Below are 13000 nucleotides of genomic sequence, written 5' to 3'. Positions count from 1 at the left end.
CGACCTGGGCTCCTGGGGTGCGCGCCGGCGGCCAGTCTCCACCATGACGGATGGCCCGGTCACTGCTGCTCGGCCCCCTCCGATCCTCCCTAGGCGTCCCGCGCGGCGTCCTGGACGGCGAGATTCAGCTCGAGCACGTTGACACCGGGCTCACCCAGGAACCCTAGGGTGCGCCCGTCGGTGTTCTCGTCGATGAGTTGTTCGATCCGATCGAGGTCGAGGCTGTTGGCCTCGGCTACGCGGGGAGCCTGGATGGCGGCGTACTCGGGCGAGATGTGAGGGTCCAGGCCCGAGCCAGAAGCAGTGACTGCGTCAGGGGGCACCTGGTCCTCCTCGACTGACTCGGTCTGGGCGATGCTGGTGCGGCGTTCCTTGATGAGTGCGAGCAGGTCGGTGTTGGAGGGTCCGAGGTTGCTGGGTGCGGACGCCAGGGTGTCGTAGTCGTTGGCCGAGGGTCGGGAGTGGAACCACTCTTCGCCATGGAAGTTCTGGCCGAGCAGTCGCGAGCCGACGACTTGTCCGTCGATGGTGATGGGCTGGCCGTCGGCTCGGTCTCCGAAGGCCTGCCCGGCAGCCCACACGGTGACCGGGTAGGCAACGCCGAGGATGACGGTGAAGGTCAGCAGGATACGCAGTGCGGCCAGTGACTGGCGTGCGATGTCGTTGAGCATATTGGTCAGCCGATCCCTGGGATGGTGGAGACGAGCAGGTCGATGAGCTTGATCCCGATGAAGGGGACGACGACGCCGCCGAGGCCGAAGATCAGCATGTTGCGACGCAGCACGTCGGTGGCTGCTGCAGCTCGGAACCGGACGCCGCGTAAGGCGAGCGGGATCAGGGCCACGATGATCAGGGCGTTGAAGATGACCGCGGAGAGGATCGCGGACTGCGGTGTGGCCAGGCCCATGACGTTGAGCCCTTCGAGGGAGGGGTAGGCCGCGACGAACATCGCCGGAATGATGGCGAAGTACTTCGCGATGTCGTTGGCGATCGAGAATGTGGTCAGAGCGCCGCGGGTGATGAGCAGTTGCTTGCCGATCTCGACGATGTCGATGAGCTTGGTGGGGTCGGAGTCGAGGTCGACCATGTTGCCGGCCTCTTTCGCGGCAGCCGTGCCGCTGTTCATCGCCACCCCGACGTCGGCGGCCGCCAAGGCGGGGGCATCGTTGGTGCCGTCGCCGGTCATCGCGACCAGCCGGCCGCCGGCCTGTTCCTTGCGGATGTAGTCCATCTTGTCCTCAGGGGTGGCCTCGGCGAGGAAGTCGTCGACGCCGGCCTCCTCGGCGATCGCCCGGGCGGTCAGGGCGTTGTCGCCGGTGATCATGACCGTGCGGATGCCCATCGAGCGCAGCTCGGCGAACCGTTCCGTCATCCCCTGTTTGACCACGTCCTTGAGGTGTACGACGCCGAGCACGGTCGTCCGGCCGGCCGCATCCTTGAGGCCGATGATCAGCGGAGTGCCGCCCGTGCGGGAGATGCCGTCGATGGCGTCGCTGACCTCGGGGTCGGGGTTCGATCCCAGCCAGCCTGCTATGGCGGAGCCGGCGCCCTTGCGGATCTGGGTGCCGTCGGCGAGGTCGACCCCGGACATGCGGGTCTGGGCGGTGAACTTCACGAACGCCGCACCGCGGGGGAGGTCGCCGTCGTTGGCGCCCTGGGTGAGGGCGAGCTCGACGATCGAGCGGCCTTCGGGGGTCTGGTCGGCCAGACTGGAGAGCCGGGCGGCGTCTCGCAGCTCTTGTGGGCTGGTGCCCGGTGCGGGGAGGAACTCGCTGGCCTGCCGGTTGCCGTAGGTGATGGTGCCCGTCTTGTCCAGTAGCAGTGTGGAGACGTCGCCGGCGGCCTCGACCGCGCGGCCGGACATGGCCAGCACGTTGACCCGCACCAGGCGGTCCATGCCCGCGATGCCGATCGCTGAGAGCAGGGCGCCGATGGTGGTCGGGATCAGGCAGACCAGCAGCGCGATCAGCACCACCAACTCCTGAGGGGCACCGGCGTAGCTGGCCATCGGGGCCAAAGTGGCGACGGCGGCCACGAAGACCAGGGTCAGGCTGACCAGCAGGATCGACAGCGCGATCTCGTTGGGGGTCTTGCGCCGCGAGGTCCCCTCGACCAAGCTGATCATTTTGTCCAGGAACGACTCGCCCGCCGCTGCGGTGATCTTGACGACGATGCGGTCGGAGAGGACCTTGGTGCCACCGGTCACTGCACTGCGGTCGCCGCCGGCCTCGCGAATCACCGGAGCCGATTCGCCGGTGATCGCGGACTCGTCCACGCTCGCGACGCCCTCGATGATGTCGCCGTCGCCGGGAATCACTTGCCCGGCCTCGACCACGACGCGGTCACCGACCTTGAGCTGCGTGCTGGGCACCTCGGTCTCAGCACCGGAATCGTCGAGCAGCCGGGCAACGGTGTCGCTGCGCGTGGCGCGAAGCGAGGCCGCTTGGGCCTTGCCGCGGCCCTCGGCGACGGCCTCGGCGAGGTTGCCGAAGATCACCGTCAGCCAGAGCCAGATGGCCAGTGACACCGCGAACGTGCTGGGGTCGAGGATAGCTATGACGGTGGTGGTGAGCGAGCCGAGCTCGACCAGGAACATCACCGGTGAGCGCCACATGTGACGCGGGTCGAGCTTGCGCAGGGCCTCCGGGAATTGCTGCAGGCCCTGGGTGGCCATGATCCGCAGACCCATGCTGGCGGCTGGCTTGTGAACCAGACCCGTCGAGGAGTCCTCGGGCCGCTCGGTCGGTTCGGGTGAAGTGGGCGATGTGGTGGGAGTGGTGGTGCTCATGTGAGTGCCTCAGCGATGGGTCCGAGTGACAGGGCGGGGAAGTAGGTGAGGGCGGCGAAGATGATCACTACGCCCACTAGCAGGGTCACGAACAGCGGTTTGTGGGTGGGCAGCGTGCCCGCGGTGGTCGGGACTTTCGTCTGCTCCGCTAGCGAGCCGGCCAGGAGTAGGACCAGCACGATCGGAACCAGGCGACCCAGCAGCATCGCCAGGGCGATGGTGATCTGGAAGAAGTCCGAGGTGACGGTGATGCCGCCGAAGGCGCTGCCGTTGTTGTTCGCGCCTGAGGTGTAGGCGTAGAGCACCTCGCTGAATCCGTGCCCCCCGGGGTTGCCCATGGCGTCGGGTGTGGAGCCGAGCGCGATCGCCGTGCCGGTTCCGATGAGCACGATGGCCGGGGTGGTGAGCATGTACAGCGCCACATAGGTCATCTGGCCCGACCCGATCTTCTTGCCGAGGAACTCCGGGGTGCGCCCGACCATGAGGCCAGCGATGAAGACCGCCACGATCGCCAGCACCAAGATGCCGTAGATGCCCGAGCCCACACCTCCGGGTGTGACCTCGCCGAACATCATGTTGACCAGCACCATGCCGCCGCCGGTCGGGGTCAGCGAGTCGTGGCTGGCGTTGACCGCGCCCGTCGAAGTGCCGGTGGTGGTCACCGCGAACAAGGCAGTCGCCCACTCCCCCACCCGGGTCTCCTTGCCTTCCATCGCCCCGCCGGCAGCCTGGGCGGCCTGTGAGCGCGCTCCTACCTCCGCGGCCGTGACCACAGCCAGCGAGAACGCGTAGAGCACGCCCATCGCGCCCAGAATCGCTAGTCCCTGCTTGCGGTTGCCGAGCATGGTGCCAAGCGTGCGGGTCAGGCACACCGGGATGAGCAGGATGAGCAGGATCTCCAGGAGGTTGGTGTAGCCGTTGGGGTTCTCGAACGGGTGGGCGGAGTTGGCGTTGAAGAAGCCCCCACCGTTGGTGCCCAGAAGCTTGATGACTTCCTGGCTGGCTACCGGGCCGCCCGTCAGGGTCTGGCTGTGCCCGGCGAGGGCGGTCATAGTGGTATCGGCGAAGTTCTGGATCACGCCACCGGCGATGAGCAGCAGGGCGCCGACGAAGGCGATTGGGAGCAGGATCCGCAGCGTGCCGCGGGTCAGGTCGACCCAGAAGTTGCCCAGTGTCCCGTTGCGGGTGCGCACGAAGCCGCGGATCAACGCAACTGCGACCGCCATCCCGACCGCGGCCGACATGAAGTTCTGCACCGCCAGGCCCGCCATCTGCACGGTGAACCCGAGCGTGGACTCGCCGCCGTAGGACTGCCAGTTGGTGTTGGCCACGAACGAGGCCGCGGTATTGAACGACATCCAGAACGGCACACCGGGCAGATCCCTGCTGAACGGCAGGTGCGCCTGCGCAAGCTGGATAGCCATCAACGCCACGACGCTGACGACGGAGAAGCCGACCACGCTGATCGCATACGAGCGCGGGCTCTGCTCGACGTCTGGGCGAACCCCGGTCACGCGGTACACAAGGCGCTCAACCCGTAGGTGCTTGGTGCTGTCGTAGGTCCGCGCCATGTAGTCGCCCAGCGGGCGGTAGGCCAGGACCAGCACCAGCAGCATGGCCAGGATCGAAAGCAGGCCGGAAACGGTGTCAGACACTAGAAACGCTCCGGAAGGATCAGGGCTGCCAATAGGTACACGACGATGCCAATGACTGCGGCGATCAGCAGTCCGCTCTCAAGACTCATGGACCAAGCAAAGACCCACGTAGCCCGTGCATCCGCGATCTTGACGTCGTCTTAATCAGGATTGACGCGCAATTGCTGCGCGACGGGCCGAGATGGGTCAGTAGGCGCTCACACTGGTGCTGTGCCACGCGACCAACAACCGCAACACCCACCAGACGTGCCTGACCGTCAGCGACGTTCCTCGGCCGTGGGGCTGGCGGTCTACCTTGTCGTTTTCGTCGGCGGCGTCATCAGTGTGCGCGCATCAGGACTGGAACACGCCGCGGGCACGCATACTGTGCTGATCGCGTTCATGACGGCAATCATCCTTGCCGTCGTGGCAGGGATCGGCGCTTCGAGTCTGTACCGACGACGCCCTGCCTCAGGACGCCGAGGTCCGTAGGACCGCTATTTGCTGGGACTGCGAGCGCAGTACGGCACTCCCAATGCAACGAGCGGTTGCCGGACTTGCGTTCGGGACGGCTCCGGCGAGGTGCGCAGCGCAGTGCGCCTGGATACGTCTCATGTCCGGCAGGCCCCTAGGCCGAGTGCGACTCCGTCGGGGTGGTTGGTAGCGGGCAGCGTGCAGGTCGCCGCGGCCGTTGCGGAAGACGACGACGTTCCAGCCGTGCGCAGAGATTGACCGCGAGCACCCGGCAAGGGCGGGGTCGCCGTCCACGACAAGGGCGCGGGGTGCAGGTGTGCTGATGAGTCGAGCACGTCCAATGCGGGCCGAAGTTCTGAGGTCGGACGACCGTTCGGAGGAAGCCGGCCGTGGTCAGGTCCCCGAGCTCGTCGGCGGTTCAGAGGCCGCCAGCGCGCCCACCTGAGCATGCAGCGAGGCCCACAGCAGCTCGAAGTCCACCGGCGTCAGGTCACCGCACTCAACGGCACGCTCGGCCCCCAGCAGAATCGCGCCGACAGCTTCCAAGTGCCGACACCTCTCGAGCTCATCGCGCACGCCCGCGCCGGCAACGTACTCGGCGCGCACGACGCACACGCCCCGCCGCTGTCGCCGCACCACATGGAGCAGCCCCAAGTGACCACAGAAGAGCAGAGCCACCGCAATAGGAACCGCGACAAGCACAGGGACCATGCCAGGAAGGACCAGGGTGAACAGCACGGCCAGCATGGTCCCGGCGAAGGGCCAGCCGAGCCAGGCACGTAGCCAGGTCGCTTCCCGGCTGCTGGTCCCCGGCGGGAATACGACGAGCCGGTAATGCATGTGCCTCCACCGGGAAGCCGCCCGCCTTTCAGGGAGCCCCAGCGGTGGCCCCAGGGACGAACCTTCATCGTCACGAGGTGACCTCTCGAGGATGACTGCGTCGCGATGCCGACCATCGCCTCGCTACCGACTGGGCTCACGCAGCGCGAGTGGCGTGACGTGATGCCTGGAGCAGCACGACCGCCAGGGCACCGCACAGAGCGATCGTGAGGGACGCGTCGCGTTCGCCGTGGTCGGCGACCTCGAAGAGGGCCGCGCCGCAACCACGGTAGGCCGGGTCCAAGGCCGGGCCGACTGGGCCGTCGGCGAGCTGGCGTAGTCGCCGCCCGCCAGCGTCCAACAGAACCGCGACCTCCATGCGACGCGCTGGGGTCAGGGAGACCGGGTCGTCTCTGGACACCACGCGGCGCGCAAGCTGGTCGATGAGCGCATTGGCGCGGGAAACGTCGTCCACGAACTGCAGCCGCTCGTTGAGCTGTCGCGCAGGCACCCACGCTTGATCGCGGACGGAATCCACCGCCGCGCGGACCAGGCGGCGCCGAACAGCGGACCCCTTGAGCACCTCGCGCGCTCGATGGAGATCCTCGTCCAAGACGGCATGCAATGTGTCGCAGAAGGCGTCGGCAGTGCTGAACAGGGCCCGGTCGAAATCAGGCGTGATGGTCACGGGACCGATGCTGGTACAAGCGGCGCGCTGCGCGGTCCGTCCTGACGAATTTCTGACAACTTCCTGACGGCCGGGCCACAGATCCTGACGGATCGTTGACACCGTCTCGATCAGCCGAATCTGAGAAGGCCGCCGCCGCAACACGCGAGCCTGTGGGACGCGGAATGGCTATCCGAGATCGTCCCCGGTTCCTTCGGACTGGGACCGTGGGGACAGCTAGTGTCTGCTGCACGAACCGGTGACAGGTTCGGGCAGGGCGTTCGGGGCGCGAGCGGCGGGAGTGGCCGGCGTCTGGTTGGGTCAGCGCTCACACGGGGGCGTTAGGTGCGAGGGGGACACGTCCGAGTCTGGTTGGTGACGGCGCCTACCGGGGTGACCTCGGCGGTCTCGGGTGTGTTCTTCGGCTTTCTGATGGGTCTGTTTGTGGCCTGGGGGCCGGGTACGCGTGGCGGATGGGAGCGCGGGCTCCTCGTCGGCGTCAGCGCGGGGCTGTTCTTCGCGGCGGCGATGGCCCTGATGGCGGCTGGGGAGATGACCGCGGCCCGGTCGGACCTGTCGTGCCTGACCCGGGCGCAGCAAGGCGACGCCATCCGCGCCATCAGCCGCGGCCCTGCTCCCGATGACCCGGCCGTGAGGCAGGCCGCGCTGCGCCATGTCGTGCACGCACGCCGGCTGGTCGAGCGCGACTGGCGGTGGCGCACGGCCGTCCTCGCCGGCTACGCCGTCCTCGCCGCCGGGCAGGCAGCCGCTCGCCCGCAGTTCGGGTGGATATTGCTCGTGCTGGCCGCGGTGCTGGTGGTCCTGCACCTGACGTCAAAGCGCCGCCTCGAGCGCCGCCTCGACGTCCTCGCCGCCGGTGACCCAGCCGAGGTCTCCGGGGTTCCGGAGTTGTGGGCGGAGCCACGCGCGTCGAGGGCTCCGCGCGGCCGGTGGCCGAGCCTCTGGATCTACCTCCTCGCGGCACCGGTTGTGGCGTTGATGGCGACCGCGCTCGTCCGGGACCCGGTCGGCTGGGCGACCGGTCGTCCGCGGCGGGTGACCTCGCTGGCATCGCCGGCATCGCGACCGTCGCTACGGGCCTGCTGATCGGTGTCTGGGCGTTGTCGCTATTCCGGCGCCGCACCTGGGTGCTGGTGGTGCAGCTCCTCGTGGTCTGGGCCGGTGGCCCGCTCTACGCCGTCGAGGTCCGCTCGGACGTGACCTACGCCGATGTCGTAGAGACGCTGTGCTCCTGCTGACGACCCTCACCCAGCTCTTGCCCCGGCGGCCCTGGCCGCCGCCAGCTCAGCGTGCTCAGTCCGCGGCGTAGGGCGCATGCAAGCGGCGGTCTGGCGTCAAGAGTCAGCGGACGGCGTAGGTGCCGAACCGGTCAACGTGGCGTTGCACGACTGCCGCTACTACTCGAAGCTTGACAACGCCCGCACATCGGCACGACAGCGCACTACTCGCGGCAGAAGAGTGCGTTTCACTAGGCCAACGTGGAACGACCGCTCAGCGCGAGCGCTGTGAGCCTGGAGATGTTTGCGAAGTGACACCTCCCGGGCATCTTCTCGGTATGTCGCCCTAACTTGATCCGGCTGCGGATCTGACGCGTCGGATAGCCCACAGCATGGACTGGATCTCCCTCGTCGTTTTCGGGGCCACCACTCTTGTAGTCGCGGCCCTTCTCGTCGTTGGCGCTGCGGACAACCCAGCCAGCCTCTTCCTGCTGCTTGCAATTTGTATGCTGTCCGTTCTGCTCGCTTCTCGCCGCTTGAGAAAAGCACGCAAGACTGCAGGGGGCAGGAACTCTGAGCGACAGCGAGCGCCTTGAGCAACAACCACTCCAGCACTCTCGGACGACGGACTGCAGCAAGTGCTCGTCAGGTCGCGAAGGCGGCGTAGTACAGGGAACGCAACGACGTGGCTTTCATGGTGATTCCTTTTCGGTTCGGGGGTGGTACGGCGTAGGTCGTGGTCAGATCAGGCCGGTCGCCTGCACGACGTGGATGGCCCGAGAACGGCTGTCGACGTCGAGCTTGGTGAAGATGTCCGCCAGGTGGCTCTTCACGGTGGCTTCGGTGACGAACAGGACGCGCGCGATCTCCTTGTTCGTGGATCCGGTAGCTAGGAGCCGGAGCACCTCGATCTCGCGGTTGGTGAGTTTCGGCAGCGGACTTCGGATGCCGCGCAGGACTCGTGAGGCCAGGTCTGGCGCCAGGACCATGTCACCGGCGGCAGCGCGCTTGATGCCCTCGATGATCACCTCGGGCGCGACGTCCTTGAGGAGGTAGCCGGCCGCGCCCGCTTCGATGGTGCCGAGGATCTCGGCATCGCGGTCGAAGGTCGTCAGGATGAGGACCACCGGCGCCGGGTCGAGCGCGCGCAGCGCTGCGGTGGTCTCGATGCCGTCGATCCCGGCCCCGAGCCGCAGGTCGCAGAGCACGACGTCGGGCTGGAGGTGTGCGGCGAGCGCGATCGCCTCCTCCCCCGTCGCAGCCTCACCGATGACCTGCACCGCCTCGCCGGCGTCGATCACCGCGCGCAGGCCGCTGCGTACGACGGGGTGGTCGTCGACGAGCAGGACCGTAGTCGTCATGCGGTCTCCTCGGTAGCGACGTGAATGGGCAGGTGTGCCGAGATCGCTGCACCCGCACCAGGGGAGCTCTCGATGTCCAGGCCGCCCCCAAGCTCGCGGAGCCGTGCCCGCATGAAGAACAGCCCGAAGCTGGACGTCTCGGACCCGGCGGCCTGTTCCCAGGCAGCGACGTCGAACCCGTTCCCGTCGTCGATGATGTCCAGGCGTACGGAGTCGTCGGCGTCGATGAGGCTCATCACGACCCGAGACGCGCGGGCGTGCAGGCGCACGTTCGCCAGCGCGGACTGTGCCGTGCGCAGCAGGGCGACCTCGACCTCGGTGGGCAGCAGGGGCAAGGAGTCGTCGACCCGGAGATCGGTCTGCACCCCGGTCTCCTCGTGCGAGCGGTCGAGCATGCGCTGCAGCGCGGCAGGCAGAGCGCCGTTCTCCAGCTCCGCGGGCACCAGAGCCGCCACGATCCTGCGCACGTCGGCGAGGCTGTCGCTGGCCAGCGTCTCGACTTGGTTGAGGGTCCGAATGGCGGAAGGGTCGTCGGTGCGGCTGGCCTCGGCGTGGGAGAGCAGCCGGATCGAAGACAGCGACTGCGCGACGGTGTCGTGGATGTCCCTTGAGATGCGAGTGCGCTCCGCGATCGCTCCGGATTGCCGTTGGGCCAGGGCTAGCTCGTCCTGCAGCTCGGCCATCTCCTGCTGGGCACGGGTGAGCGAGGCCACGAGCAGTTCCCGTTCCACGGCATCCCGCAGCAGCTGGAGGTAGCCGCGGGAGATGCCGAAGGCGAAGATCCCGCCGATGAGCGGCCCGAAGACGTTCGCGTAGGTCGTGGTGTTTTGGTGGAGGATCGGAGCGACGACGACGACGGCGAGGACGACGGCGGAGAGCACCAGCCCCCACCTCAGCGGGAGCAGGTGTCCGGCCAGGAGCCACAGCAGGAACGCCAGCCACACGAACTCGGCCGACACGGCCACCGCCGCGCCCCAGATGACCGCGAACCCGACCAGCCACCCGACAACCAGCCGCTGCGGGAGAGCTCGCGATGGCAGGAGCGTGCCGACGGCGTGCCAGCCGAGGATGGCCAGACCCGAGATGATCACCGCAGGCAGCGACGAACCGTCGCCGACCGCGCGGACAACGCCGATCACGGTCAGCAGCACCGCGATCAGGTGCCGCCCGATCTCCATGGCCCGCACGGTGGCGCCCACCGGTGACTCCCCATGGAGGTCAGTGCGAGTAAGCGGGGTGTTCACGAGGCTCATGGGTCGATTCTCCTTCCTGCGGCTTCACCGTGCCGGGCCACCAGATCCGGTCGCCGATAAGACTGAAGATCGCCGGCACGATTACCGTACGGACGACCAGGGTGTCGACGAGCACACCGATGCCGACGATCAGACCCAGCTGTCCCAAGGTGACCAGGGGCAGCACACCCAACGCGGCGAACACCGCCGCGAGGACGATGCCCGCGCTGGTGATGACGCTGCCGGTGTGGGCCACTGCTTCCACCGTCCCGGCGCGAGTGCCCAGGTTCTCGCTCTCGGCTCGGGCCCGGTGTACCAAGAAGATGGTGTAGTCGATCCCCAGCGCGACCAGGAACACGAAGGCGAGGAGCGGCACCTGCGGGTCCAGCCCCGGCTGGTCGAGCAGCACCCGGCTCAGCCAGGCACCCGCGTCGATCGCGGCGACCGCACTGGTGAGGTTCACCAGGAACAGCAGCACCGGCGCGACGACCGAGCGCAGGAGCAGCAGCAGGACGAGGAAGCTGACGCTCAGGACCAGCGGTGCGACCACCAAGAGGTCCTGCGCATTGCCAGCCCGCGCATCCAGATCCGTGGCCACGGCCCCACCGACCAGTGCATCAGCTCCGGGAACCGAGTGAACCGCGGCTCGCAGCTGCTCGACCTGGGTCAGGCTCTGTTCGCTGCTCGGCGCATACGCGCTGGTCACCATGATCTTCGTCAGTGCGTCATCGGACGTCGACTCGACCGGTTGTGTGCGGACCACGCCCTCGACGTGGCTCGCCGCGGACATCACTCTCTCGGTCGCAGCACTTTCGGTGACGATGAAGATCGGCTGTGCCTCACCGGGCGGGAAGTGCGCCGAGAGGACCTCCAGACCTGTTGCCGACTCAGACTGGACGCGGAATTTCTCGACCTGGTCGAGCCCGATCGAGGTGCCGAACAGGCCCGACGCCATCATCGCGAGGAGCGCCAGCCCGCCGACCAGGCTGGTGACCGGACGCTTCACCACTCTGGACGCCACCGCCCGCCAGGCGCGGCCCTGTCCACGGATCATTCCGGGGCGTGGAACGAACGGCCAGAACATCCGCCGGCCACACACGGCGAGCACGGGCGGAAGCACCAGCAGTACGGCGGCCAAGGCGATCAGCAGTCCGATGGCAGCTGGGACGCCGAGTCCACGGGTCATCGGGATCGCCGCGAGCAGCAGCGTCAGCAACGCGAGCACCACCGTGACGTTCGAGGCGAGGATCGCGGGCATGGTCTTGCGCCACGCCCGGCTCAGCGCCAGCCGATGGTCCTCGGCCCACTGCAGCTCCTCGCGGTATCGGGAGATCAGCAGCAGGGCGTAGTTGGTGCCCGCGCCCAACACCAGCACGCTGATGATGCCGGCGTCGAACTCCAGGTTCCACGCGGCACCAGCCGCTGCGGTCACCCGACCGACGAGTCCGTCGGCGAGGGCCACCACGATCAGTGGCAGCAGCCAGAGGATCGGCGAGCGGTAGGTGACGATCAGCAGGATCGCCACGATCGCGACCGTGACCAACAGCAAGGTGGAGTCCGCTCCGTCGAAGGCTGAAGCCACGTCGGCGCCGAAGGCCGGCCCACCGGTCACGTGCACATCCAGGCCCTGCGGCGCCTCGGCAGCAATGTCGGAGCGCAACTCTTCCACGGTCTGCGCAGTCTTAGTGCCGTCCTCCCCCATCTTGATCGGCACGTTGATGACCGCTGCGCCACCATCGTCACTCACCAGCGGTCCGGTGGTCGCCGAGGTAGCCGCGCTGTCCAGCCTCGGCAGCAGACCCTTGAGCGACGAGGTGTCTGCTTCGGTGAGCCTCCCGCCGTCTGCGCGCGAGGCGACGACCACGACCGATTGGACGTCGGCGTTGGGGAACTGGCCCAGCAGCTCGTCGACCTGGTTCGACTCCGAGCTGACCGGCGCTTGGCCGGTGCGCGGTGGCGCCTCGGCACCGCTGAAGAGGCCGAACAGCCCGACGAGGGCGACCAAGGCCACGCCGATGCCAACCCAGGCTCCACGGCGGGAGGTCAACTTGTCTGAGAAGCGCGAGTGAACGAGAGGATCTGCCATGTCACCCACTCCACCAAGCGGGGCGCCTCGAATCATCGGGATTGAGGCTGGCAAAGATCAATCGTTTGGCCGATGTTTCTCCGGGGTAGCGAGTCGCCCAGCCGGGCTCAGGTCGTCTCGGTGTGCACCAGGCGCCGGGTGGCATTCACAGCGAACCTCGACACTTCCCCGGCCGACGCCCCGGAGTCGATCTGGCGGATCGAGGAGTCCACCAGCGCTTGGATCACCGAGACGGTGAGCTCCGGCTGTTCAACCCCGAGATCGGCAACCGCATGGACGAGCGCCTCGTTGAGAGACACGTGCAGCGCGCGCACACGTTCTCTGGCCGACTCGGACAGAGATCCGCGGGACAGCGACGTCCGCCACCCGTGCGTGCTCGAGGCCGCTTGCTCCAGGTTGGCCCGGACATAGGCGACGACCCGCTCCTCGGGGACGGGCTCGGCGGCGATCGCGGCTTCCACGCCAGCGACCCAAGAGGGGAACTCGCGGGTGACGACCAGCTCCAACAGGTCGTCGATGGAGCTGAAGTAGCGGTAGATGCTGTTGCGCGCGATTCCGGCACGGGCCGCGACAGCGCCTGCGGTCAGTGACTCCACACCCTGCTCGGCCAGGATCGACTCCGCGGCGTCTATCAAGCTTTCCAGGCGTTTGGCGCGATGGGCGCGCACGGTGGCCGCCTCAATCTTGGGCATCGATCCGCC

The 13000-nt window shown here is 67.7% G+C and carries 11 protein-coding genes; 1 reads left to right on the top strand and 10 read right to left on the bottom strand.

Annotated elements, in window-relative coordinates; translation table 11 throughout:
* Positions 1-89 precede the first annotated feature (89 nt).
* The 6 genes from kdpC to BJ980_RS00965 all read right to left on the bottom strand — a co-directional run bounded on the left by kdpC (position 90) and on the right by BJ980_RS00965 (position 6403).
* Entirely contained in the window at positions 90-671 is a 582-nt protein-coding gene (kdpC, locus tag BJ980_RS00985) for a potassium-transporting ATPase subunit KdpC (RefSeq protein ID WP_179500579.1), read from the bottom strand.
* 5 nt (positions 672-676) lie between these two features.
* Positions 677-2713 carry a potassium-transporting ATPase subunit KdpB gene (gene kdpB, locus BJ980_RS00980; protein ID WP_425490349.1) on the bottom strand — a complete coding sequence of 679 codons (2037 nt, stop codon included), beginning with the start codon at positions 2711-2713 and terminating at the stop codon, positions 677-679.
* Between the two features lie 71 nt (positions 2714-2784).
* Entirely contained in the window at positions 2785-4443 is a 1659-nt protein-coding gene (gene kdpA / locus BJ980_RS00975) for a potassium-transporting ATPase subunit KdpA (RefSeq protein ID WP_179500577.1), read from the bottom strand.
* The gene (locus BJ980_RS19545) at positions 4443-4532 is read right to left on the bottom strand and encodes a potassium-transporting ATPase subunit F (protein ID WP_425490265.1); all 90 of its coding nucleotides are present in this window, start codon (positions 4530-4532) and stop codon (positions 4443-4445) included. Before BJ980_RS19545 ends, kdpA begins: the two co-directional genes overlap by 1 nt.
* Before the next feature lie 757 nt (positions 4533-5289).
* The gene (locus BJ980_RS00970) at positions 5290-5778 is read right to left on the bottom strand and encodes a DUF6611 family protein (RefSeq protein ID WP_343047893.1); all 489 of its coding nucleotides are present in this window, start codon (positions 5776-5778) and stop codon (positions 5290-5292) included.
* A 94-nt stretch (positions 5779-5872) separates the two neighbouring features.
* Positions 5873-6403, bottom strand: coding sequence for a hypothetical protein (locus BJ980_RS00965; RefSeq protein WP_179500575.1), 531 nt, complete (start codon positions 6401-6403; stop codon positions 5873-5875).
* 411 nt (positions 6404-6814) lie between these two features.
* Here BJ980_RS00965 and BJ980_RS00960 point away from each other — a divergent pair, with 411 nt between their 5' ends.
* Positions 6815-7489, top strand: coding sequence for a hypothetical protein (locus BJ980_RS00960; protein WP_179500574.1), 675 nt, complete (start codon positions 6815-6817; stop codon positions 7487-7489).
* 871 nt (positions 7490-8360) lie between these two features.
* Here the strand turns inward: BJ980_RS00960 and BJ980_RS00955 are convergent.
* The 4 genes from BJ980_RS00955 to BJ980_RS00940 form a co-directional block, all read right to left on the bottom strand.
* Entirely contained in the window at positions 8361-8981 is a 621-nt protein-coding gene (locus BJ980_RS00955) for a response regulator (protein ID WP_179500573.1), read from the bottom strand.
* On the bottom strand, positions 8978-10234 hold the full coding sequence (locus BJ980_RS00950; protein ID WP_179500572.1) for a sensor histidine kinase: 1257 nt from the start codon (positions 10232-10234) through the stop codon (positions 8978-8980). The genes BJ980_RS00955 and BJ980_RS00950 overlap by 4 nt, the downstream gene beginning before the upstream one ends.
* Positions 10200-12299: an MMPL family transporter gene (locus BJ980_RS00945; protein WP_179500571.1), complete on the bottom strand. Its 2100-nt coding sequence runs from the start codon at positions 12297-12299 to the stop codon at positions 10200-10202. Before BJ980_RS00945 ends, BJ980_RS00950 begins: the two co-directional genes overlap by 35 nt.
* 107 nt (positions 12300-12406) lie before the next feature.
* Positions 12407-12991: a TetR/AcrR family transcriptional regulator gene (locus BJ980_RS00940; protein WP_179500570.1), complete on the bottom strand. Its 585-nt coding sequence runs from the start codon at positions 12989-12991 to the stop codon at positions 12407-12409.
* Between the last annotated feature and the right edge of the window lie 9 nt (positions 12992-13000).

The organism is Nocardioides daedukensis, assembly GCF_013408415.1.
Classification (GTDB): domain Bacteria; phylum Actinomycetota; class Actinomycetes; order Propionibacteriales; family Nocardioidaceae; genus Nocardioides; species Nocardioides daedukensis.
Note: the sequence above shows the minus strand (reverse complement) of the source record. Positions and strands in the feature narration are given on the sequence as shown.